The sequence below is a fragment of the Bacteroides caecigallinarum genome (genome assembly GCF_016901995.1).
Classification (GTDB): Bacteria; Bacteroidota; Bacteroidia; order Bacteroidales; family Bacteroidaceae; genus Phocaeicola; species Phocaeicola cellulolyticus.
On record NZ_JACJLE010000024.1, the window covers coordinates 13,997 to 37,696 of the forward strand.

Annotated in this window: 23 protein-coding genes and 3 tRNA genes; 12 read left to right on the top strand and 14 right to left on the bottom strand. The window is 40.0% G+C overall.

The features are described from left to right. The first annotated feature begins 4 nt into the window (after positions 1-4). The 6 genes from asnS to tsf all read left to right on the top strand — a co-directional run bounded on the left by asnS (position 5) and on the right by tsf (position 5,368). Positions 5-1,408 carry an asparagine--tRNA ligase gene (gene asnS / locus H6A61_RS07730; protein WP_204392655.1) on the top strand — a complete coding sequence of 468 codons (1,404 nt, stop codon included), beginning with the start codon at positions 5-7 and terminating at the stop codon, positions 1,406-1,408. A 171-nt stretch (positions 1,409-1,579) separates the two neighbouring features. Then, positions 1,580-2,065: a DUF4488 domain-containing protein gene (locus tag H6A61_RS07735; protein WP_154043085.1), complete on the top strand. Its 486-nt coding sequence runs from the start codon at positions 1,580-1,582 to the stop codon at positions 2,063-2,065. A gap of 264 nt (positions 2,066-2,329) precedes the next feature. After that, positions 2,330-2,791: a 50S ribosomal protein L13 gene (gene rplM, locus H6A61_RS07740; RefSeq protein ID WP_154043086.1), complete on the top strand. Its 462-nt coding sequence runs from the start codon at positions 2,330-2,332 to the stop codon at positions 2,789-2,791. Positions 2,792-2,797: 6 nt separating this feature from the next. Next, positions 2,798-3,184 carry a 30S ribosomal protein S9 gene (rpsI, locus tag H6A61_RS07745; protein WP_154043087.1) on the top strand — a complete coding sequence of 129 codons (387 nt, stop codon included), beginning with the start codon at positions 2,798-2,800 and terminating at the stop codon, positions 3,182-3,184. A gap of 221 nt (positions 3,185-3,405) precedes the next feature. Continuing rightward, positions 3,406-4,242, top strand: a complete 837-nt coding sequence (rpsB, locus tag H6A61_RS07750) for a 30S ribosomal protein S2 (RefSeq protein WP_154043088.1) — start codon at positions 3,406-3,408, stop codon at positions 4,240-4,242. Between the two features lie 133 nt (positions 4,243-4,375). Beyond that, positions 4,376-5,368 carry a translation elongation factor Ts gene (tsf, locus tag H6A61_RS07755; RefSeq protein WP_204392619.1) on the top strand — a complete coding sequence of 331 codons (993 nt, stop codon included), beginning with the start codon at positions 4,376-4,378 and terminating at the stop codon, positions 5,366-5,368. A 98-nt stretch (positions 5,369-5,466) separates the two neighbouring features. On the opposite strand, the gene rnc is transcribed toward tsf, so the two are convergent. The 7 genes from rnc to H6A61_RS07790 all read right to left on the bottom strand — a co-directional run bounded on the left by rnc (position 5,467) and on the right by H6A61_RS07790 (position 12,252). Further along, positions 5,467-6,408 carry a ribonuclease III gene (gene rnc / locus H6A61_RS07760; RefSeq protein WP_346342334.1) on the bottom strand — a complete coding sequence of 314 codons (942 nt, stop codon included), beginning with the start codon at positions 6,406-6,408 and terminating at the stop codon, positions 5,467-5,469. A gap of 9 nt (positions 6,409-6,417) precedes the next feature. Further along, on the bottom strand, positions 6,418-7,683 hold the full coding sequence (fabF, locus tag H6A61_RS07765; protein WP_154043090.1) for a beta-ketoacyl-ACP synthase II: 1,266 nt from the start codon (positions 7,681-7,683) through the stop codon (positions 6,418-6,420). A gap of 13 nt (positions 7,684-7,696) precedes the next feature. Then, the gene (locus tag H6A61_RS07770; protein WP_154043091.1) at positions 7,697-7,930 is read right to left on the bottom strand and encodes an acyl carrier protein; all 234 of its coding nucleotides are present in this window, start codon (positions 7,928-7,930) and stop codon (positions 7,697-7,699) included. Positions 7,931-8,101: 171 nt separating this feature from the next. Next, entirely contained in the window at positions 8,102-9,112 is a 1,011-nt protein-coding gene (pdxB, locus tag H6A61_RS07775) for a 4-phosphoerythronate dehydrogenase PdxB (RefSeq protein WP_204392621.1), read from the bottom strand. A gap of 39 nt (positions 9,113-9,151) precedes the next feature. Next, positions 9,152-10,984 carry an ABC transporter ATP-binding protein gene (locus H6A61_RS07780; RefSeq protein WP_204392623.1) on the bottom strand — a complete coding sequence of 611 codons (1,833 nt, stop codon included), beginning with the start codon at positions 10,982-10,984 and terminating at the stop codon, positions 9,152-9,154. A gap of 27 nt (positions 10,985-11,011) precedes the next feature. After that, complete coding sequence (locus tag H6A61_RS07785; RefSeq protein ID WP_204392625.1) at positions 11,012-11,545, bottom strand: gamma carbonic anhydrase family protein; 534 nt, start codon at positions 11,543-11,545, stop codon at positions 11,012-11,014. A gap of 368 nt (positions 11,546-11,913) precedes the next feature. Next, the gene (locus H6A61_RS07790; protein WP_204392627.1) at positions 11,914-12,252 is read right to left on the bottom strand and encodes a translation initiation factor; all 339 of its coding nucleotides are present in this window, start codon (positions 12,250-12,252) and stop codon (positions 11,914-11,916) included. A gap of 111 nt (positions 12,253-12,363) precedes the next feature. On the opposite strand from H6A61_RS07790, the gene H6A61_RS07795 reads away from it, so the two are divergent. From H6A61_RS07795 to ispF, 3 genes are read left to right on the top strand one after another with little or no spacing between them, the layout of a single operon-like run. After that, complete coding sequence (locus H6A61_RS07795) at positions 12,364-13,014, top strand: redox-sensing transcriptional repressor Rex (protein WP_204392629.1); 651 nt, start codon at positions 12,364-12,366, stop codon at positions 13,012-13,014. A 7-nt stretch (positions 13,015-13,021) separates the two neighbouring features. Continuing rightward, positions 13,022-13,639: a fumarylacetoacetate hydrolase family protein gene (locus H6A61_RS07800; RefSeq protein ID WP_204392631.1), complete on the top strand. Its 618-nt coding sequence runs from the start codon at positions 13,022-13,024 to the stop codon at positions 13,637-13,639. Then, positions 13,636-14,115, top strand: a complete 480-nt coding sequence (ispF, locus tag H6A61_RS07805; RefSeq protein WP_204392633.1) for a 2-C-methyl-D-erythritol 2,4-cyclodiphosphate synthase — start codon at positions 13,636-13,638, stop codon at positions 14,113-14,115. The genes H6A61_RS07800 and ispF overlap by 4 nt, the downstream gene beginning before the upstream one ends. A gap of 86 nt (positions 14,116-14,201) precedes the next feature. On the opposite strand, the gene H6A61_RS07810 is transcribed toward ispF, so the two are convergent. Further along, complete coding sequence (locus H6A61_RS07810; protein WP_239469146.1) at positions 14,202-15,086, bottom strand: 1,4-dihydroxy-2-naphthoate polyprenyltransferase; 885 nt, start codon at positions 15,084-15,086, stop codon at positions 14,202-14,204. Positions 15,087-15,168: 82 nt separating this feature from the next. Between H6A61_RS07810 and H6A61_RS07815 the strand changes: the two genes are divergently transcribed. Together H6A61_RS07815 and H6A61_RS07820 are read left to right on the top strand one after the other, a co-directional pair. After that, entirely contained in the window at positions 15,169-16,005 is an 837-nt protein-coding gene (locus tag H6A61_RS07815) for a metallophosphoesterase (protein WP_154043100.1), read from the top strand. A gap of 107 nt (positions 16,006-16,112) precedes the next feature. Continuing rightward, the gene (locus H6A61_RS07820) at positions 16,113-17,375 is read left to right on the top strand and encodes a hypothetical protein (RefSeq protein WP_204392636.1); all 1,263 of its coding nucleotides are present in this window, start codon (positions 16,113-16,115) and stop codon (positions 17,373-17,375) included. A 40-nt stretch (positions 17,376-17,415) separates the two neighbouring features. Here H6A61_RS07820 and H6A61_RS07825 read toward each other — a convergent pair. The 3 genes from H6A61_RS07825 to H6A61_RS07835 form a co-directional block, all read right to left on the bottom strand. Further along, positions 17,416-17,489, bottom strand: a tRNA-Asn gene (locus H6A61_RS07825). Between the two features lie 28 nt (positions 17,490-17,517). After that, positions 17,518-17,591: transfer RNA gene (locus H6A61_RS07830), tRNA-Asn, on the bottom strand. 21 nt (positions 17,592-17,612) lie between these two features. Further along, positions 17,613-17,686: transfer RNA gene (locus H6A61_RS07835), tRNA-Asn, on the bottom strand. Positions 17,687-17,942: 256 nt separating this feature from the next. Between H6A61_RS07835 and H6A61_RS07840 the strand changes: the two genes are divergently transcribed. Further along, positions 17,943-19,625 carry a S41 family peptidase gene (locus tag H6A61_RS07840; protein ID WP_204392638.1) on the top strand — a complete coding sequence of 561 codons (1,683 nt, stop codon included), beginning with the start codon at positions 17,943-17,945 and terminating at the stop codon, positions 19,623-19,625. An 80-nt stretch (positions 19,626-19,705) separates the two neighbouring features. Here H6A61_RS07840 and H6A61_RS07845 read toward each other — a convergent pair whose 3' ends face one another. The 3 genes from H6A61_RS07845 to purE all read right to left on the bottom strand — a co-directional run bounded on the left by H6A61_RS07845 (position 19,706) and on the right by purE (position 23,642). Next, positions 19,706-21,073 carry a glycoside hydrolase family 43 protein gene (locus tag H6A61_RS07845; RefSeq protein ID WP_154043103.1) on the bottom strand — a complete coding sequence of 456 codons (1,368 nt, stop codon included), beginning with the start codon at positions 21,071-21,073 and terminating at the stop codon, positions 19,706-19,708. 214 nt (positions 21,074-21,287) lie between these two features. After that, complete coding sequence (locus tag H6A61_RS07850; RefSeq protein WP_204392640.1) at positions 21,288-23,132, bottom strand: 4-hydroxy-3-methylbut-2-en-1-yl diphosphate synthase; 1,845 nt, start codon at positions 23,130-23,132, stop codon at positions 21,288-21,290. Then, positions 23,133-23,642: a 5-(carboxyamino)imidazole ribonucleotide mutase gene (gene purE / locus H6A61_RS07855; RefSeq protein WP_154043105.1), complete on the bottom strand. Its 510-nt coding sequence runs from the start codon at positions 23,640-23,642 to the stop codon at positions 23,133-23,135. Positions 23,643-23,700: the final 58 nt, after the last annotated feature.

Genomic DNA, 23,700 nt, shown 5'->3' on the forward strand with positions numbered 1-23,700 from the left:
AATGATGGAAATGATTCGTAGAACAAAAATTGTTGACGTGCTGAAATCACGCGAATTTGGCAGTATGGTCAACGTTAAAGGCTGGGTTCGTACCCGCCGCGGTAGTAAACAGGTAAACTTTATCGCCTTGAATGACGGTTCTACTATAAATAATGTGCAGGTGGTTGTTGATTTGGCTAACTTCGATGAAGAAATGCTCAAACAGATTACTACAGGTGCATGTATCAGCGTAAACGGTGAATTAGTGGAATCTGTAGGTGCAGGACAGGCTGCTGAAATTCAGGCTCGCGAAATAGAAGTGTTGGGCGTATGTGACAATACTTATCCTCTTCAGAAGAAAGGACACTCAATGGAGTTCCTTCGTGAGATAGCTCACTTGCGTCCGCGTACAAATACTTTTGGCGCAGTGTTCCGTATTCGCCACAATATGGCTATCGCTATTCATAAGTTCTTCCATGACCGTGGTTTCTTCTATTTCCATACTCCTATCATTACTGCTTCTGACTGTGAGGGTGCGGGACAGATGTTCCAGGTTACTACCATGAATCTGTATGATCTGAAGAAAGATGAAAACGGTTCTATAGTTTATGATAATGACTTCTTCGGCAAGCAGGCTAGTTTGACTGTGTCTGGTCAGTTGGAAGGTGAATTGGCTGCAACTTCACTTGGCGCAATCTATACTTTCGGTCCTACTTTCCGTGCTGAGAACTCAAATACTCCTCGTCACTTGGCTGAGTTCTGGATGATTGAACCTGAAGTGGCTTTCAATGACATCAATGATAATATGGACTTGGCTGAAGAGTTTATCAAGTATTGTGTTCAGTGGGCTTTGGACAACTGCTACGATGATATCAAGTTCCTGAACGATATGTTTGATAAGGGATTGATAGACCGTCTGCAGGGCGTATTGAAAGATAGCTTTGTACGTCTTCCATATACAGAAGGTATCAAGATTCTTGAAGATGCTGTAGCCAAAGGTCATAAATTTGAATTCCCTGTATTCTGGGGAGCTGACCTGGCTTCTGAACATGAACGTTATCTGGTGGAAGAACATTTCAACAAACCGGTAATCCTGACAGACTATCCTAAGGAAATCAAGGCATTCTATATGAAACAGAATGAAGACGGAAAGACTGTACGTGCTATGGATGTGCTCTTCCCTAAGATTGGTGAGATTATTGGTGGATCTGAACGTGAGGCTGACTATGACAAGCTGCTTACACGTATTCAGGAACTTGGTATTCCTATGAAGGATATGTGGTGGTATCTTGATACTCGTAAGTATGGAACTTGTCCTCACTCTGGATTTGGACTTGGTTTCGAACGTTTGCTGTTGTTCGTTACAGGTATGTCGAATATACGTGACGTTATACCTTTCCCTCGTACTCCGAGAAATGCAGAATTCTAATATTCGAGAATATAGAAATTATAGGCTGTATGGATAATTCCGTACAGCCTTTTTTGTAATATGTATTAAGATTAAGGCCTGATAATAAAAAAATGATGCTAATCTGTGTATCTAATAATTATTTTTGTTATATTTGTAGAAACCTATTAATTAACTTAAATATATAGTGTTATGAAAATGCGCAGTTTCTTATTATTGGCATTATTGTTGCTGGTGGCATCGGGTAATGCGTTGGCGCAAAAGGCTGAAAAAGTTCCTGTAAGTCTTAATGGCGTATGGCAGATGTGTTTTTATCGTTCTAATTCTCCGGATGTAGCCGGTGAGCTTAAAACAAGTAATTCATTTAAAATACTTTCGGACGACGGACGGTTTACTAATATGGTTATGATGCCTCATGGAGCTATTATAATAGGTGAAGGGACATATGAGGTGGATTCTGAAAAATCATATACAGAAATTGTTGAAAGAAATCTCCATCTTCCGCAGCTGAACGGAAAAAAGAATGTGATGGAATACGAAATGAAGGAAAATGGAATAATGGTTGTGAAATATTTTCTGAAAGAGGATATTAACGGAAATATAATAGATTCATGGTGCTATGAAACCTGGAAAAAGGTTACTATGCCGGAAAAATATCCTGAGAACATTATTAGGTAATCGATAAATATAGTACTAAAATATATAAACGGGCTACTGTCGTTTTATTACGATAGTAGCCTTTTTTACATAGTATCAACTGATTATAATAGAAAAATATGGAAAAACTTTGTCTGTTTCAAGAAAAGTTGTACCTTTGCAAGCCGATTATTATCAAATAGTGATAAATTTAAGATTCTGAGCACTTTATTCTTCTTTGTCCGGGACGGATGGAGTGTGACGGATTCGTTTTTTAGTAGTTAACATTTTAAAAAAGATTTAAGAGTGGATACTTTAAGTTACAAGACCATTTCTGCAAACAAGGAAACTGCAACAAAAGAATGGGTTGTAGTTGATGCTACCGACCAGGTCGTAGGACGTCTCGGTGCAAAAGTTGCGAAACTGTTGAGAGGAAAGTACAAACCAAACTTTACTCCTCATGTGGACTGCGGTGATAACGTTATTATCATCAATGCAGACAAAGTTAAGTTTACAGGTAATAAGTGGAATGACAAAGTGTATTTGAGCTACACAGGTTATCCTGGTGGTCAGCGCGAAATCACTCCTGCTCGCTTGATGGCTAAACCTAATGGCGCTGAAAAATTAATGAAGAAAGTTGTTAAAGGTATGCTTCCTAAAAACCGTCTGGGAGCTAAGTTACTAGGCAACTTGTATGTTTATGAGGGTGCTGAACACAAACACGAAGCTCAGACTCCTAAAGTTATTGATATTAACACACTTAAATAATAAAGAATGGAAGTAGTAAATGCATTAGGCAGACGTAAAAGCGCAATTGCTCGCGTTTTCGTTAGCGAAGGTACAGGAAAGATTACTATTAACAAGAGAGACCTTGCAGAGTACTTTCCATCAACTATTCTGCAGTATGTAGTTAAACAGCCTCTTAACCTTCTTCAGGTGGCTGAAAAATATGATATTAAAGTAAATTTGTGTGGTGGTGGTTTTACAGGACAGTCACAGGCTTTGCGTTTGGCTATCGCTCGTGCACTTGTTAAAATCAACGCAGACGACAAGAAGGCTCTTCGTGCAGAAGGCTTCATGACTCGTGACTCTCGTTCTGTTGAACGTAAGAAACCAGGACGTCCGAAAGCACGTAGAAGATTCCAGTTCAGTAAACGTTAAGCGATTGAGTTTGTTAGTTTTTAAGTTTGTAAGTTTGTTGCAAGTAATCGGTTTGCGAAACTTCAGACTAAACTCAAGAACTTAGAAACTCAAAAACTTAAATGTAAAAGCGTTTAGTATCTAAACTGTCAGGATTTTCCCTACAATTGTTTGCGGAGAAACTACCGGACAGTTGGTTCAATTTAAACAAAAAAGAAAGTAAACGATTAAAATTAAAAACAATGTCAAGAGTAAATTTTGATACATTATTGGAAGCAGGCTGCCACTTCGGACATTTGAAGAGAAAGTGGAACCCAGCAATGGCTCCTTATATCTTTATGGAACGCAACGGTATCCATATCATCGACCTTAACAAAACCGTTGTAAAAGTTGAAGAAGCTGCTGATGCTTTGAAGCAGATCGCAAAATCAGGAAAGAAAGTCCTTTTTGTTGCTACTAAAAAACAAGCTAAACAGGTAGTAGCTGAGAAAGCTGCTTCTGTAAATATGCCATACGTTATAGAACGTTGGCCAGGTGGTATGTTGACTAACTTCCCAACAATCCGTAAGGCTGTTAAGAAGATGGCAACTATCGACAAACTTACTAACGATGGAACTTACTCAAACTTGTCAAAGAGAGAAATCCTTCAGATCTCTCGTCAGCGTGCTAAACTTGAAAAGAACCTTGGTTCTATCGCTGATTTGACTCGTCTGCCATCTGCATTGTTTGTTATCGACGTTTTGAAGGAAAATATTGCTGTACGTGAAGCTAACCGTCTTGGTATTCCTGTATTTGCAATAGTAGATACTAACTCTGATCCTTCAAATGTTGATTATGTAATCCCAGCAAACGATGACGCAACTAAGTCTGTAGAAGTAATTCTTGATGCTTGTTGTGCTGCAATGGCTGAAGGTTTGGAAGAAAGAAAAGCTGAAAAAGTAGATATGGATGCTGCAGGTGAAGCTGCTGCTCCAAAGGCTCCTAAGAAAAAAGCTGCAAGAGCTCGCATGGATAAGGCAGAAGAAGATGCTATCAATGCAGCAAAAGCTGCTGCTTTCGTAAAGGAAGATGAAGCTTAATTCTTGAATAAGACAAATATATAAATTGAGAATTGAAAATTGGGAATGGAACATATTTGCTCAGATTCTCAATTCTCAATTCTCAATTTTGTTTTATAACGATATTATTAACTCTTAATAAAAAGAAATTATTATGGCTGTAAGTATGGCGGATATTACCAAGCTTCGTAAAATGACTGGAGCTGGTATGATGGACTGTAAAAATGCTTTGAACGACGCAGAAGGCGATTTCGACAAGGCAATGGAAATTATTCGTAAAAAAGGACAGGCAGTTGCTGCAAAACGTTCTGACCGTGAAACTTCTGAAGGTTGCGTTTTGGCTAAATCAACTGGTGATTATGCTGCAATGATAGCTTTGAAGTGCGAAACTGACTTCGTTGCTAAGAATGCAGATTTCGTTGCTTTGACTCAGGCTATTCTTGATGCTGCTGTTGAAAACAAATGCAAGACTATCGATGAAATCAAGGCTCTTCCTATGGGTAATGCTACAATCGGTGATGCAATTGTAGAACGCAGCGGTGTTACTGGTGAAAAAACTGAATTGGATGGCTATTTCTTCGTTTCTGGCGCTTGTACAGCTGTTTACAACCACATGAACAAGAATCAGCTTTGTACTATGGTTGCTTTCAACAAGCCTTGCGATCAGCAGGTTGCTCATGAAATCTGTATGCAGATTGCAGCTATGAATCCTATAGCAATTGACGAAGCTGGTGTTCCTGAATCAGTAAAACAGGAAGAAATCAATGTTGCTATTGAAAAAACAAAAGCAGAACAGGTACAGAAAGCTGTTGAAGCTGCTTTGAAGAAAGCTGGTATCAATCCTGCTCATGTTGATAGCGAAGAGCACATGGAAAGCAACATGGCTAAGGGATGGATCACTGCTGAAGATATAGCTAAAGCTAAAGAAATCAAAGCTACAGTTTCTGCTGAAAAGGCTGCAAACTTGCCACAGGCTATGATTGAAAATATTGCTAAAGGTCGTTTGGGCAAATTCCTGAAAGAAGTTTGTCTTTTGAACCAGGAAAGCATCATGGATCCTAAGAAGACAGTTGCAGATACTTTGAAAGCTGCAGATCCAGAATTGGCAATTATTGATTTCAAACGTTTCACTTTGCGTGCTGAATAATCAATCATCTGAATAGATAAATTTAAAGCGTGAATTACAAAGGCTAAACCAAATGTAATTCACGCTTTTTTTATGCTTTGTTTTCTGACGATTATAATTTATTCAGACTTGACTGAATTAGAGCCTTCTGCTTCAGAAAAAGCGGCTTCTTCGGCCTCTGATATTATTCTCTCCTCATCGTCAAATTTTTCAGCCATAGATTCAAATTTGTATTCTTCTTCGATAGCTGTATTTTCAACTGCATTATTTTGCTCTAGATTATTATTTGAGTTTTCTCTTTCATTCTTGGCAGCAAATATGGCATCAATGAATACAGAATCCTTTTTAATCATTGTCATTGTGGCATGTGCAGCTTCTTGCTGTGACTCTTTTTTAGAGTATCCCTTACCGGTTCCTCCGGAAATGTTTTCAACTAAAATCTGGGTCTCAAAAATAGGGTTCTGGCTTTCGTCTAATGACTGTCCGATAAGTCGGAACTCTATTTCAAATTTGTTTTTCTGACTCCATTCTATGAGTTTTGATTTGAAGTTGACTTCTTTCCTTGAGATTTTCTCAAGATTGATATATTGGCCTATTATACGTTTTTCCATGAATTTCATACATGCCTTGTATCCACGGTCCAAATATATAGCCCCGACAAGAGCTTCAAAAGCATTACCGCTCATGTAGCTGTTATGCGATGATTGTTTTGAAGAATACTTTATGAGTTTGTCCAATCCTATATTAATCGCAATGTTATTCAGGGTTTCCCTTTGTACGATTTTCGATCTGGTATTAGTAAGAAATCCTTCTCTTTTACCCTCAAATTTCTTATACACAATGTCAGCCACTACTGCATCAAGAATAGCATCTCCCAGAAACTCCAGTCTTTCGTTGTTTACAAGCCTTCCCTGAGTCTTTACAGAAGATGATTTGTGTAGTAATGCCTGCTTGTATATTTCAATGTTGTGAGGATAAAATCCCAGTATCTTATAAAAACGAAAATAAGGCTCCTTTTCCTTTCGGAAAAAGAGTCTTATTCTATCTGTAATATTTTCTATTGACACAGTTTATTCAGTGTATTTTTTAACGATTACACATGCATTGTGACCACCAAAACCAAATGTATTGCTTAATGCAGCACGTACAGTACGTTTTTGTGCATGGTTGAATGTGAAGTTAAGATTGTAGTCGATGTTTTCATCGTTATCTCCTTCTTCATGGTTGATTGTTGGAGGTACAATATCATTCTTAACAGATAATACGCTAGCAATAGCTTCAACACCACCGGTTGCTCCAAGCAAGTGACCTGTCATAGATTTTGTAGAGCTGATGTTAAGCTTATAAGCATGTTCGCCGAACACTTCCTTGATAGCTTTAACTTCAGAAACATCACCAACAGGAGTTGAAGTTCCGTGTACGTTGATGTAGTCGATATCTTCAGGCTGCATTCCTGCATCTTCCAGTGCATTGACCATAACAAGTTTAGCACCGAGTCCTTCAGGATGTGAAGCTGTAAGATGGTGAGCATCTGCAGAAGCTCCTACACCTGCTAATTCAGCATAAATCTTTGCTCCACGAGCTTTGGCATGTTCCAGTTCTTCAAGAACTAGAATTCCGGCACCTTCTCCCATTACGAAACCGTCACGGCTTGCGCTGAACGGACGTGATGCACGAGTCGGATCGTCATTGCGTGTTGAAAGCGCGTGCATTGCGTTGAAACCGCCTACACCAGCTGCAAAAATAGCTGCTTCAGCTCCACCGGTAACTATGATATTAGCTTTTCCTAGACGAAGATAGTTGAAAGCATCTGCAATTGCATTCGATGATGATGCACATGCCGATGTAGTTGTGAAATTAGGTCCATGAAAGCCGTACATGATGGAAATCTGTCCAGATGCGATGTCGGCAATCATTTTAGGTATAAAGAATGGGCTGAATTTAGGTCCGATAGTATCTTTAGTCTGTTCATATCCGCCAACTTCTTCTTCAAAAGTACGGATACCACCGATACCTACACCTAAAATAACACCAATTTTGTTCAAATCTTCTTTTTCGACATCAATAGCAGCATCTGTTACAGCTTCTTTTGCAGCTGCCACTGCATATTGAGTGTAAAGGTCCATCTTACGGGCTTCTTTACGGTCGATATAATCTGCAGCATTGAAGTTCTTAACTTCGCATGCAAACTGTGTTTTAAACTTTGAAGCATCAAAGTGAGTAATAGGTCCTGCCCCACTTACTCCATTGATAAGGTTGTTCCAGAATTCAGGAACAGTGTTTCCCAGTGGAGTCAATGCGCCAAGACCTGTTACTACTACTCTCTTTAATTCCATAAACAGAGATTGATTATTTGTTAGATTCGATGTAAGAGATAGCGTCACCTACAGTCTGGATCTTTTCTGCCTGATCATCTGGAATAGAGATACCGAATTCTTTTTCGAATTCCATGATCAATTCAACTGTATCCAAAGAGTCAGCACCTAGGTCGTTAGTAAAGCTAGCTGTTGGTACAACTTCTGATTCTTCTACACCTAATTTATCAACGATAATTTTCTGTACTTTTGATGCAATTTCAGACATAATTTTAATTTTTTAAGTTTATAAAATTGATTTATTGATTAAATATTTGCTGCAAAGGAATAAATATTTCTTGTTTTCACCAAATATTCAGTGAAATAAATGCATTTTTTTGCACAAAAACATGCCATTTGTGCATGAATTATACTGTGAAAACATGAATTTATGCGTTAGTTATTCTTTTCTTAGATTATAATTTCCTCTTATTTTTTCGAAATCTTCAGGGCATGAAAGTAATAAGTTATAATCATTTTTAGGATTGTACTTAAGAAGTATATCATTCTTATTTTCAGCGGTTCCACTATTGTCGGAAGTATCAGGCAGCTTTATATCTATATCCATATCAATTCCGAAAAAATCGGTTAACGATTTAAGCGTCATTTGTGTTGCATTGAATTTACCGTTTGCCGAATATCCTGCAATGTGCGGCGTTCCGATATATACTTTGTTCAACAATTCGAGGTTGATGTGCGGCTCATTTTCCCAAACATCAATTATTGCTTCAGACACTTCTCCTTTGTTTATTGCATTTAGAATAGAGTCTGTTTCTACAACCTCTCCTCTGGATGTATTTATTATTACAGTTTTTTTATTGAGGTTGTCGAAGAAAGATTTGTCTGCCAGATGATATGTTTTATACTTCCCTTCTGTTATCAGTGGAGTATGAAAAGTTATTATGTCGCACTCTCTGGCTATGGTATCCAGGCTTACGAAGCCTTTTTCGCCTTTATCTTCCCTTGGAGGGTCATTTAGCAAGACTTTCATTCCCATTCTTTGGGCAAGTAATCTTATTCTGTTGCCGACATGTCCCACGCCTACAATTCCGATACAAGCTTTTTCGAGCACCAGTCCTTTTTCTTTATGTAAAAGCTCCAGGACGGCATGAACATATTGTTCTACTGCACCGGCGTTGCAACCAGGGCAATTTTTCCACGTAATTCCCGCCTCTTCGCAATAATCTGTATCAATATGGTCAAATCCTATTGTTGCTGTACCAATGAATTTCACTTTGCTGTCCTGTAGCAGCTGTCTGTTGCATTTGGTTCGTGTGCGGATTATAAGCGCATCTGCATCTTTAATTTTTTCTGCTGTTATTTCATTCCCAGGCAGATATTCAACATCTTTAGTAATTTTTGCCAATGTATCCTTTATATAAGGAATTTTATTGTCAACAACTATTTTCATTTTCTTTTATTATCGTTTTTATGTATAAAAGCTTTCGCTTTATAAAGCCTGCATGTCGTTAAGCCTTTTGTAATATCCGTTTTTCTTCAATAATTCTTCGTGTTTTCCGCTTTCCACTATTCTTCCATCGTATAACACATATATTGTATTTGCATTCTTGATGGTTGACAATCTATGTGCTATGGCTATAGTTGTACGCGTCTTCATTAATCTTTCCAGAGCTTCCTGTACGAGTCTTTCGCTTTCTGTATCCAGGGCAGATGTCGCTTCGTCCAATATTAGTATCGGTGGATTTTTAAGTATAGCTCTTGCTATTGAGATTCTTTGTCTTTGTCCACCAGACAAACGGCATCCTCTGTCTCCAATATTTGTGTCGTATCCTTCTTCTGTTTCCATAATGAAATCATGTGCATTCGCTATCTTGGCAGCTTCTATAACCTGTTCCATGGTAGCATTTTCTACGCCGAATGTTATATTGTTGTAGAATGAATCGTTAAACAGAATGGCTTCCTGATTTACATTTCCTATCAGTGAACGTAAATCTTTTACTACCAGATCTTTTACGTCAACACCGTCAATCAGTACTTTCCCCTTTTGTACATCATGGAAGCGTGGAATTAAATCTACCAGAGTTGATTTACCTGATCCGCTTTGTCCTACTAATGCAATTGTCTCACCCTTCTTTATTTTCAGGTTTATTTCATGCAATACCTCATTATCTCCATAACTGAACGATACATTGTCGAAAGTTATGTCGATTTTCAACTCTGTGATATGAGAGGCATCCTTTTTTTCTATGATATTGTTTTCTGCTTTAAGGATTTTATCAACTCTCTCCATAGAAGCCAATCCTTTAGGTATGCTGTATCCTGCTTTTGAAAAATCTTTCAACGGATTTATCACACTATACAGGATTACCATATAGAATATAAAAGTAGGAGCGTCTATTGTAGATTTTTCACCCAGTATAAGCGAACCTCCAAACCATAGTACTATGACTATAAGTATTGTACCCAGAAATTCACTCATAGGATGCGCAAGCGATTGTCTTGTAGCGACTTTGTTTGTTGCCTGTCTGAATTCGTTACTACATTTGTTGAAGCGATTTATCATTTTTTCTTCAGCTACGAAAGCCTTGATAATTCTCAGTCCGCCAAGTGTTTCTTCCAGTTGCGACATTGTTTCACTCCACTTCTCTTGAGCTTCAAGTGATTGTCTTTTAAGTTTTCGACCTACCTGTCCCATTACCCATCCCATTGTAGGAAGAACAAGAAGGGTGAATACGGTAAGTTGCCAGCTTGTGATGAACAGTGTTGTGAAATATGATATTATAAGAATTGGATTTTTAAGTAACATATCCAGCGAGCTGGTGATAGAGTTTTCTATTTCACTTACGTCGCCACTCATTCTGGCTATGATGTCACCTTTTCTTTCTGATGAGAAAAAGTTTAGTGGGAGATACATTATTTTTGAATATACCAATGTCCTTATGTCGCGTACTACTCCTGTTCTCAATGGAATCATTACTGCAGATGATCCGAAATAGCATGCAGTTTTCAAAAGTGTCATTCCGGCAAGAAACAGTCCCAACCATAAGAGAGTTGTCGATGATCCGTATATCTCTATCAGTTTTGACACATAATAGTAGAAATTGTTTACGGCAGTATCCTTCAATGGTGCGCTTCCCCATTCCATGAAAGTATATACTTTGTTTCCTCCGTCTGTCTTGAACAATATATTAAGTATTGGTATTAGCAGTGAAAATGAAAACACATTGAATATTGCAGAAAGCACATTCAATATTATAGCCCATACAACAAATCTTTTATATGGAGAGACAAATCTTGTCAATAGGTTGAAAAATTCTTTCATCTGTAATAATTATCTGTTTTGAATTTATTATTTGCTCTTCTCTTCTTCGTCTTTAAACCATGAAGCATACATCAGATATCCGTTTGCTATCTTTTGGTTTAATTCTCTACTTTGTTCAGGATCAACTTTTTTTATGAATTTTGCTGGCACTCCGCCCCAAAGAGTATGTGGTTCTATCACTGTATTTGCCAGTACAAGTGCACCAGCAGCAACTATTGCTCCTTCACCAACCACAGCGTTGTCCAGAAGTGTAGAACTCATTCCAATCAGAGCATTGTCCTTAACGCATGCTCCGTGCAAGGTAACATTGTGGCCAATTGATACGTCATCACCTATTTCAACAACGGATTTCTCGTAAAGAGTATGCAGTACGGTTCCGTCCTGTATATTTACCCTGTTTCCGATACGTATAGAGTTGACATCACCTCTTAGTACAGTATTGAACCATATGCTACAGTCATCCCCCATTTTAACATCGCCTATGATAGTGGCATTATCTGCCAGATAGCAATTTTTTCCTATTTGTGGTGTAAAGCCTCTTACCGGTTTAATTAGTGCCATATCTTTTTTATTCTTAATATAATATGGGCAAAAGTACAAATTTATTCTTTGAGTACAGCCTTCGTTTATTATTTATTTTATATATGTAGATATGTACAGTATGTATTTTATTGCCGTTTTAGAGGGATGTTATTAAATATTTTAAAAAATATGGATATAGTTTTTGTATATAAAGAAAATATTAATATATTTGCATCGAAGTTAATGAAAAAGTATTTGTTTATTTGTTTTATATATTAAATAACCCGTATCCCTTTAATCTATTGTTTAAGAAAATAATTCTATTCTAAGAAAAAAATCACATTCACTTGTTTTTCATTCATTCTAAAAAACGCTGTCCGATTGTCGGCAGCGTTTTTTTGTTGGTATCACTTGGTTTGTGTATATCCTTCTGTTTTTAGTAGTTCAATTATTCTTTGTTTGAAATCCCCCTGAATGATTATCTCTCCGTCTTTTGTTGATCCGCCAACTCCGCATTTTGTTTTCAATATCTTTCCAAGTTCTTTAAGATCATCATCCTTGCCTACAAATCCGGTTATCAGTGTTACGGTTTTTCCACCGCGTCCTTTTTTCTCTATTGAAACTCTGAGTTTCTGCTTGTTCTTCTCAATTGTTTCACTCTCTTCATTCTCTTCTGTCTGATAATTGAAGTCAGGATTTGTGGAATATACAATGTTCAATCTTTCCTTCCAGTCGTTGCTTTTCATTTTCTGTAAATGTTTAAATTCAACCAAAGGTATAAACTTTTTCTTTATTATGTGTGCGTTTCCAAATAAATAGACTAATTTTGCAATTAACAGTTTAGTTTTATTTATGTCATGACATCGCCAGTTCATAAAATATCGGATAAAATACCGGAACCGACACTCCGACGTTTGCCTTGGTATTTGTCTTGTGCAAAACTTATGAAAAGCCAAGGGGAGAAATATGTGTCGTCCACACAAATATCAAGACAGATAAATATTGACTCTTCGCAAGTTGCCAAGGACTTGTCGTATGTGGCTGTATCGGGGCGTACACGTGTCGGTTATGATATAGATTGTCTGGTCAGTGTATTGGAGGATTTTCTAGGATTTACAAATCTGCATAAAGCTTATCTGTTTGGCGTAGGTAGTCTTGGAGCAGCTTTGCTTCAGGATACAGGTCTTTCGCATTTCGGGCTTGAAATTGTTGGGGCATTCGATGTTGATCCCAAGAAAGTAGGCACTTTTATAGCCGGCATACCGGTTTATCACACTGATAAGTTTCCGGAAATAATCAAGCAGTCCAATGTAAATATCGGTATATTGACAGTACCTATCAGTATAGCTCAGGAAATAACAGACTATATGGTAAGCGAAGGTATAAAGGCTGTATGGAATTTTACTCCGTTCAGAATACGTGTGCCCGAAGACATCGTTGTGCAGAACACATCTCTATATGCACATCTGGCCGTTATGTTTAATCGTTTAAATGAAGAATTAAAATAATCATAATATGAAGATTATAGCCATAGGAATGAATTATTCCCTTCACTGCAAGGAGCTCCATGCCGACGAGTTCCTTCCGCAAGAGCCGGTGATTTTCATGAAGCCGGATTCTGCTATTCTAAAAGATAGCAAACCGTTTTTTATTCCAGACTTTTCACAACAGATAGACTACGAAACAGAGTTGGTGGTACGTATAAACAGGCTTGGAAAGAATATTTCCGAACGTTTCGCCCATAGATATTATGATGCTGTTACGGTAGGTATAGACTTTACTGCCCGCGACTTGCAGAGAAAGTTCCGTGCCGAAGGAAAGCCTTGGGAATTATGCAAGGGATTTGATAATTCCGCTGCCATAGGCGATTGGGTTGATATAGAAAAGTTCAAGGATATACAGGATATACATTTTCATCTTGACATAGATGGAAAGACTGTTCAGACAGGCCATACACGCGATATGCTTTTCGGTGTGGATAAGATTATTGCGTATGTCAGTCAGTTCTGCACATTGAAGATTGGTGATCTGCTGTTTACAGGAACTCCGGTAGGAGTAGGCCCCGTAAGTATTGACAATCATCTGGAAGGTTATCTTGAAAACGAAAAAGTACTTGATTTTTATATACGATGAAGATAAGAGTAGGATTTGGTTTTGATGTACACCGTCTTGTTCCCGACAGGGAGCTATGGCTTGGTGGAATAAAGCTGGAACATGAGTTGGGCCTGTTGGGACATTCGGATGCCGATGTGCTTATACATGCCATCTGTGATGCTCTTCTTGGAGCGGCAAACATGCGTGACATAGGATTTCATTTTCCGGATAATTCCGGGGAGTTCAAGAATATCGACAGCAAGATACTTCTTGCCCGTACTGTAAAGCTGATAGAAGAGAAAGGCTATACAGTCGGTAATATTGATGCTACTGTATGCGCCGAACGTCCTAAACTGAAAGCCAGGATACCGGAAATGCAGGAAGTGTTGGCTAAGGTTATGGGGATAGATGTTGACGATGTTTCTATAAAGGCCACAACTACAGAAAAGTTGGGATTTACAGGGCGTGAAGAAGGTATATCCGCATACGCCACTGTGCTGATAGAGAAACATTAGTATCTCATTCATATTAAAATAAATTGAGAGCCCGTTTAGTGAATTTTCACCGAACGGGCTCTCAATTTATACTGACTGATGTGGTATTATAAGATTAATCCCAATGTAAGCATTATACCGAAAATGAGCATATTTCTTGATGTCTCACCTAAAATCGTGTTAAGGGCTTTTCCTTTTCCTATCTTTGCCATTCTTATCGTTGTCATGATATGCATTACCAGATAAAATTGTGGTAACAGTACTGCATATATTTTCCCTATGCTCAGGAAATAGAAACATAGCCAGCAAGCTGCCAGTCCGAGCAGAAAATAAAGAATCAGTCCCGCTCTTGCGCCAAGTCTCACTACGATTGTTTTCTTACCGCTCACGGCGTCCTGCTCCCTGTCGCGGAAATTGTTTATCATCAATAATGTGTCAATGATGAGTCCGCACGCGATTGACGCAATGGTGACAGATGTGTTCCAGCTATGAGCCATAACGTAATAAGTGCATCCGACAGGAACGAAGCCGAAGAAAATCAGTACAAGTACATCTCCCCATCCGTGGTATGCCAGAGGGTAAGGTCCTGCGGTGTATAGAAAGGCGAATACCATACATGCTATTCCTACCGGTATCAATTCCCATCCTCCGAAATTCAGTAGCGACAGGCCTGTTATTCCTGCCAGTACTGTAGTCACGCCTATTCCGGCTTTCATTGCCTTTGGAGATATCCAGCCTTGTGCGCAGGCACGTTCCGGACCTAAGCGGTCTTCTCTGTCTGTTCCTTTTAGAAAGTCAAAGAGGTCGTTTATGAAATTTGCGTCTATCTGCATCAGGAATGCGAATAGGAAACATAATATAGCAGGCACAATGTTGAAATGTCCGTATGTGTAAGCCAAAGCGCATCCCAACATTACCGGAATGGCAGCCCCTGTCAATGTTTTGGGGCGTGCTGCCAGAAACCATGCTTTTACGGAATTAGTCTTTACCATAACAATTTTTTTCTGAAACCGCTCGCAAAGTTAGTACATAAAATGCTACTTTTGCGTATATAACCAATCGAAATGTTCATATATGCGTAAATTACTGATACATCTCGTTCTGTCGCTCATCGTATCGGCTGCTCTTACTTCGTGCGCCACTGCTTCATTTTCCAAATACAAAGGTATAGGCCGTATAAAGACGTATCATATTTCCAGTAAAGATGTTCCTCCGTGTTTTGATGGATTCAGGGTAGCTTTTGCTACAGACTTTCATTATGAGAGTCGCTTCGGCAGGAAACGTCTCCCTTCATTGGTCAAGGCGCTCACTTCATTGGATGCGGATGTGTTGCTGCTCGGCGGAGATTATAGAGGCCGGAACGGTGGAGATGTTGGCGAGTTGTTTGATGCTATATCCAGTGTTAAGATGCCTTATGGCATATATGCAGTGATGGGTAATCATGAGCGAGGGGAGAATGATTCACTGGTGCGCAAGGCTATGGATAAGACAGGAGTCGTACTTCTGGAACATAAGGTTGACACTATAGCAAGAGAGTGTGGCAGGATAATGATTTGTGGAATCAGAAACCCGTTTGATCTTGAACATAATGGCGTTTCGCCTACATTGTCGTTGCGTCCAGATGATTTTGTCATAATGTTGACTCATACGCCTGACTATGTGGAAGATGTAGATATCTCAAATACAGATCTTGCTTTGGCTGGGCATACACATGGCGGACAGGTTAGTCTGTTCAATAAATGGAGTCCGGCTAAATTCTCAAAATATGGCAATCGTTTTCTTACCGGAAAAAAGACGAATACATCAGGCATTCCCGTAATAATAAGTAATGGATTGGGAACTTCGCGTAAGGATGTAAGGCTTTTCACTCCTAGTGAGATTGTCCTTGTAATTCTTGAGTCATGCGATTAATTATGAGGGTATAAATATTTATGGGCAAAATAGATAACAGAATGATTTACTTTTTAATTTTGTACCATAAAATATGTTCAACTGCAAATATTAATTCTTTGTTTACGATGAAAACATCAATAACCGGCTGCATTACAGTGTTTGTGGCTTTTGTTTTTCTGTCAATTGGGAATATCTTCTCTCAGGGAATGAATGAGCTTGTCTATGCTGAAGATACTACATTCTCTGCAAGCGAATTGCATGAGTTAAGGTTGCGTTTCAGAAACTTGAATTTCTTTCGTAATAATGAGTATAAAGGAGAACTCGTGAAGGGATATACATTGCCTGGACTATGGATTTTACCTTCTGTTTCATATCAGCCGCTGAGAAATCTGAAGATAGAGGCGGGTGCATACATGTTGAGATACTGGGGAGAAAGTAAATATCCTAATACACATTATGCCAATCTTCCCGGTTATGATACCGGCGATACTCAGAGTGCCTTTCATGCAGTTCCGTTCTTCCGTGTTCATTATAAGCCTCTTCCTGGCATTTCTTTGGTCCTTGGAAATATTTACGGTAGTAACAATCATGGTCTTATTGAACCATTGTATAATAAGGAAATGGTTATGACGTCCGATCCGGAGGCTGGTGTGCAGTTTTTATGGAATACCAGATGTTTTAATATGGATATGTGGGTGAACTGGGAGAGCTTTATATTTCAGGGCGATAATCGTCAGGAAGAATTCACTTTTGGTGTATCGTCGAGGGTAAAAGCCAACTCTTCTTTAGATAGGGTACATTGGTATTTACCCGTCCAGTTGATTTTTAAGCATCAGGGTGGAGAGATTAATACGTCTGCAACATCTCGTGGTGTAAAAACATGGTTTAATGCAGCGGCAGGTGTTGGGGTTGACATCAAGACACCATTCCCTTGTTTTAACAGACTTAACATAGAAGCCGATGCCGCATACTACTCGCAGCAGAAAGGGGACATATTCCCATCTGATAATGGATATGGCTTTTATGGTAAGGCAGTTGCCGATTTTAAGAATTTCCGTTTGCATGCCGCTTATTGGCAATGTCATGATTTTGTGTCTCTTATGGGCGATCCTTTGTTTGGTGCGGTATCAATGTTTAATCCGGGTCAGGTATATAAAGATCCCGAAATGGCATATTTGAGTCTGGAGTATTCACACAGGATAGGAAAGGGGTTTGCTTTAGGAGTACATGCCGATGTGTATAACACCTTTGCGGCTGATACTAAGACTACGCTTTCAGGTGATGATGGAAATTTGGAAGTGAAGTTCTCTCATGTTCCGAACTCTATCAGTTTCTTGGCTGGTATTTATCTCAGAACAGATTTCAGTTTCTTGATCAAGCGTTTCTGATATATAACAAAAAAGGTTCACTGTTAAGCGAACCTTTTTGCTCTTCAGGTTGGACTTGAACCAACGACCCTCTGATTAACAGTCAGATGCTCTAACCGACTGAGCTACTGAAGAATGATAAGATATGTGTTGATTTTTTTTGCTCTTCAGGTTGGACTTGAACCAACGACCCTCTGATTAACAGTCAGATGCTCTAACCGACTGAGCTACTGAAGAATTTTGCAATCTCGATTTTCGCTCTTCAGGTTGGACTTGAACCAACGACCCTCTGATTAACAGTCAGATGCTCTAACCGACTGAGCTACTGAAGAAGGTTGTTTTCTCGATTGCGGTGCAAAGATACTAGCTTGTTTTGAATTATGCAATACCTTTGGCAAAAAAAAAGATGAAAATATTTTGTTTTACCCTAAAATTCTTGTGTGATATTGCATCTGAGAGAAGCGTATCTCCCTTTCCTTGACGAAATTAAGTTAAATATTGGACATTTTCTGTTGCTCTAAGCAGAATAATGCTTTTCTTTGCAATAATATTTTGAAATACATTATAAAATAAACAATATATAAAGATATGAATACTAAGAAGACTATTATAGCCGCGTTTGCCATATTGGTAGGTCTGGGATTGTTAAGTTTCAAGGGGGATGACAGAAACTTCAAGATAGCAAAGAATCTTGATTTGTTCAATTCTATATTCAAGGAATTGGATATGTTTTATGTTGATACTGTTGATGTGGAAAAGATGATTCAGAACGGTGTTAACGGCATGCTGGCACTTACAGACCCTTATACAGAGTATTATCCAGAGGAAGAAGTCAGTAGTCTGAAGGAGATGATTACCGGAAAGTACGGAGGTATTGGCGCAGCAATCAGATATTATGAGGCAAACGACCGTATTGTAGTAGTTGAGCCTACTGAGGGTATGCCTGCTGCCGAATCGGGAGTGAAGGCAGGTGATATAATACTGGAAGTAGGAGGAAAGCCGATGCTTCGCGGAGACATGAAACCACAGGAGTTCTCAAGTAAGGTCAGTGAAGCTTTGCGAGGTGAGCCGGGAACCTCGTTTGTGCTTAAAGTCCTCCGCCCTATGCAGAACGACAGTACTGAAATGGAATTCAAGATTACCCGCAGGAATATACGTACAAATCCGGTACCATATCATGGAATGGTGCGCGACAGTATAGGATATATTGCTCTTCAGAGTTTCACAGACAATTGTTCTAAAGATTTCAAGAAAGCATTTATCGAACTCAAACAGCAAGGCGCGAAATCTCTTATAATAGATTTGAGAGATAATGGTGGCGGTTCGCTGGCTGAGGCAGTAGATATTGTCGGTCTGTTCGTCCCAAAAGGTCAGGAAGTGGTTTATACCAAGGGTAAAATCAAACAGGCGGAAAATTCTTTCAAGACACGTTTTGAACCGGTTGACACCGAAATACCTTTGGTCGTTCTGGTGAACGGCTCTTCTGCCTCTGCATCCGAAATTCTCAGCGGTTCGCTTCAGGATCTTGACCGTGCGGTGATTGTAGGTAGCCGTACATACGGTAAGGGACTTGTTCAGACCACACGTCCGCTTCCTTATAATGGTACTCTGAAGGTTACTACATCCAAGTACTATATACCTAGTGGCAGATGTATCCAGGCTATCGACTATTCAAAGAAGAATGCAGACGGCTCGGTAGCACGTACACCTGACAGCCTTACAAATGTATTCCATACAGCTATAGGCCGAGAGGTACGCGATGGTGGAGGAATACGCCCTGATATAGAAGTAAAGGCCCAGAAGTTCCCTAATATTATATTCTATCTTATGAACGAGGATATTATATTCGATTATGCCACACAGTACTGCTGGACTCATCAGGCGCCGGCTTCTGTTGCAGACTTCAAGCTGACAGATGATGATTATGAAAAATTCAAAACACTGGTGAAATCGCGTGATTTTACATATGACCGCCAGAGTGAGAAGATGCTTAAATCCTTGAAGGAAATGGCAGAATTTGAGGGATATATGGATGGAGCCAAAGAGGAATTTGCAGCTCTTGAAAAGAAACTTAACCATAATCTGGACCGCGACCTTGAGACATTCAAGAAACAGATAAGCGAATATCTCTCTCAGGAGATTATAACAAGATATTTCTATCAGCGTGGTGCGGCGATGGAACGTCTGAAAGACGATGACGACCTTGAAAGTGCCGTAAAAGTACTTCAGAATAAGGCTGAATATGCAAAAATTCTGTCAGTATCAAAGTAAGGGTAAAAATCTGATATATTATTTTTATGATACTTCTCTGTCAGTTCGATAAAAACTGGCAGAGAAGTATTTTTTTCGGGTTATTTCTGATCCATTTTCCACCAGTCGAACTCAAAGAGTTCTTCATCGCCTCCACGATATAATATTGTAACGTCATGTACTCCGGTAACTTTCTCTACCGGTGCAGAGATGTTGTGCCATTCTTTGTTTGTAGTTACGCTGATAATGGATACGGGCTTGTCGTCAACTCTAATTTCTATTGTTCCGCCTGCCTTGCCTCGTACACATACAGTTATTGATTTGGCTCCATTTTCGAAATCAACACTGCGAATACGCTGCCATGAACCGTTATAGATACGTGTCAGCCAATGGTCTTTACCATCCTGACGGTCTGTTTTCAGACCGTAGCTGTCTGCCATAGTCTCTGCTTCAACACGTTCATACGGGTTAAGGTTTTTAACAGGCTTTTTCACTCCTTCTTTTGTAAAAGGAATGTGTGGTATGGAACCGTCGGCGTTGAATTTGAATTCCTCCACACAAGAAGCGCGGCGGAAACCTCCTCCGTTTGGCAGACGTCCATCATGATAAAACATAAAGTTACGTCCCTTGAATTCTATAGAACCTCCGTGTATGGTAAAACTGTTGTTTGCTTCCTCCATAACGCGTCCACCGTATTTCCATGGTCCGGCAATGCTTTTTGCCGTAGAATATGCCATGTGTTCCGGTACTCCTCCTGCTGCATATTCTATATAATAAGTGTCTCCACGTTTATAAACCCAAGGGCCTTCTTCGTATCCTGTTTTCATGATTTTTTTGTTCAGTTGCCAGTCGTGTTTCAATACTTTAGGGCCGAAGGCAGACTCGTCATCCGTGTTGACTTTTATTATTTCACTCTCTAATGACACCATGTCGCGTCCCAGTTTGGCATACCATAATCCGTTGTTTCCCCAGAACAGATATGCCTGTCCGTCATCGTCTATAAATACCGACGGGTCAATATATCCAAAGCCTCCCGGGACCAGCGGTTTGCCAATAGCATCCTTATATGGGCCTTCAGGACGGTCTGCCACGGCAACGCCTATGCCATGCAAATGTTTGGTCGTGTCTTCAGCAGCTACATACCAATACCATTTCCCGTCCCGTTCTATAGCCTGCGAAGCCCATGCGTTGTCTCCCTGTTTTGCCCATTTGAATGTTGCCGTTGACAAAGGCACTCCGCGGAATGTCCAGTTTACCATATCTGTAGTAGAAAAAAGCAGCCAGTCTTTCATCTTGAAATATTGTGCGTCGTCTTCGTCATGGTCTGTAAACAGATAGACCGTATCGCCATGTACATACGGAGCCGGATCCGGCGTATAACAGGTTTGTATAATAGGATTTTGTCCGGATAACCGGAATAGTGATGACAGTATTCCCACTGCCAGAGTGATTGTTGTTTTTCGTTTCATAATTTTAGGTTTTACTATCTTGTTATTTGTTGCTGCCATTAAAGCGTTTACAAAGAAAAAGATATTTCTCCTATCATTTGAAATATGATGTTACAAATGTTTTTGCTTATGTTACAAATATGATGTAAGTGTATATTTTCTATGCGGTTAAAAACAAAAAAAGGGAAGAAGACGCGTCTGTCTCCCTCCCTATTGTGTAATATGGTGATTTCTTTTATTTCTCGTGGAAATCTCCGTTGGCTTTTATCAGTTCTATCAGTTTTTCTACAGCCTGTTCTTCAGGAATATTCTTTTCTATACATTCCTTACGCTTGTACAGACTGATTTTGCCGCGTCCTGCCCCTACATAACCATAGTCGGCATCAGCCATTTCTCCGGGACCGTTTACTATACATCCCATAATTCCTATTTTCAGGCCTTTCAGATGTGAAGTCGCGGCCTTGATGCGTGCGATTGTCGATTCAAGGTCGTAAAGAGTTCTTCCGCATCCCGGACAAGATATATATTCGGTTTTGGAAGTACGTACTCTGCCGGCCTGAAGAATTCCAAATGCCGTTTCGTCAAGTTTCGTATCTGCTATGGCCGAGGAGTTGTTGTAAAGCAGGATACCGTCAGTCAGTCCGTCGAATATTAATGCTCCCATGTCGGCTGCTGATTTAATCTGCAAGTCCTCAACAGAATTTTCTTCATACATCTGGAAGAACACTACAGGGTTTTTCAGGCCTTGTCTTGTGAGCTGATGAACAAGACCACGGTATTCGCCCAGTCTGTTAGGATGATTGCTCTGTGCAATGATTACAACTTCCGGATGCAGACGCAGACATGCTGTTACCTCTTCGTTGAGGCCCATATAAGTGGTAAACAGGAATTTGATTTCCGATTGGATTTGGTGCAGACCTATAATCTGCTGGGTGTTGAATGCAGGATAAGTGCCTTCTTCGCCATTCCAAACGTTTGCGTCAACTATATAGCCGATATCCTTTCTCCTGTTTTCAGGCAGAGTCTGTCCGCAATATACGTAATCAGGCTTGAACTGTTCGTTCATGTCCATGTTGCCGTTCAGGCGTACGGAAATAACTACAGGGAGGTTGTCGCCACCAATGTTGCCTACGGCGTTTGTCTTGCGTCTTGAAGGGTTGGTGTAGCAGAAATCGTCTGCTTCGGCTCCAGGGATATAAGGATGGTTTTCGCGTTTGATGACGTAGTCCACCAGTTTGCGTGCAACAGGAATTTCAGCTTCAGGAGCTTCGCTGAGCGATACGCGTATGGTGTCGCCAAGTCCGTCGGCAAGGAGTGCGCCTATTCCGAGAGCTGACTTGATACGTCCGTCCTCTCCGTCTCCTGCTTCAGTCACACCAAGATGCAGAGGGAATGCCATGCCTTCCTTTTCCATCTGTTCGGCAAGCAGTCTGACGGTCTTTACCATGACAACAGTGTTGGAAGCCTTGATGGAGATTACTACATTGCTGAAATTCTCTTCTATACAGATACGAAGGAACTCCATACATGATTCAACCATGCCTTCAGGAGTATCGCCATAGCGTGACATGATACGGTCCGACAGTGACCCGTGGTTCACCCCGATGCGGATTGCTGTGTGATTTTCCTTGCAGATGTTCAGGAATTTGACAAAACGCTCGCGGATTTTCTGTATCTCCTGTGCATATTCCTCGTCAGTGTATTCCAGGCTTTTGAAAGTACGGGCAGGATCGACATAGTTACCCGGATTGATACGTACCTTTTCGGCATAAAGTGCAGCTACATCCGCCACGTTCGGATTGAAGTGTACATCTGCCACGAGAGGGGTATTGTAACCTTGCGAGCGCAGTCCGATGTTTATGTTCTTCATGTTTTCAGCCTCGCGTACACCCTGAGTGGTGAGGCGTACATACTCTCCACCGGCATCGATGATTCGTTTAGCCTGTTCCACACAAGCCTCTGTATCCATCGTTACGGTATTGGTCATGCTCTGTATGCGTATAGGATTAGCGCCACCCATAGGAGTGGCGCCAACATATACTTCGTTTGCCTTTCGGCGTGAATAGTTGAAGTAATCCATTTAATTAGTCTTGTATGCGTATTTAACTTCTTTCAGTTCTTCGTTTGCCTTTACAATCTTGTTTTTCAGTCCTTCCTTGTAAGCGGCAAACTTCTTAGCCAATTCCTCGTCAGAGAGTGCTATCATCTGTACTGCCAGGATTGCAGCGTTCATTGCTCCGTTGATGGCTACTGTTGCTACAGGTATTCCAGGAGGCATCTGGATGATAGAATACAAAGCGTCAACACCATCGAGTACAGAGCCTTTAATAGGTACTCCGATTACAGGAAGTGTAGTGTTGGCAGCAATAACTCCCGGAAGTGCGGCAGCCATACCGGCAGCAGCTATTATTACTTTCAGTCCTCTGTCGGCAGCACCTTTTGCAAATGCTTCAACTTCGGCCGGAGTACGGTGAGCTGAAAGTGCGTTAATCTCGAAAGGAACCTGCATTTCGTCAAGCAGTTTGGCAGCCTTTTCCATAACCGGAAGGTCAGAAGTACTACCCATGATGATACTTACTATTGGTTTCATTCTTTTTTCTCTTATAGTTTATACTTGTTTGTTTTTGTTTATGTCTGTTGTTTTGATA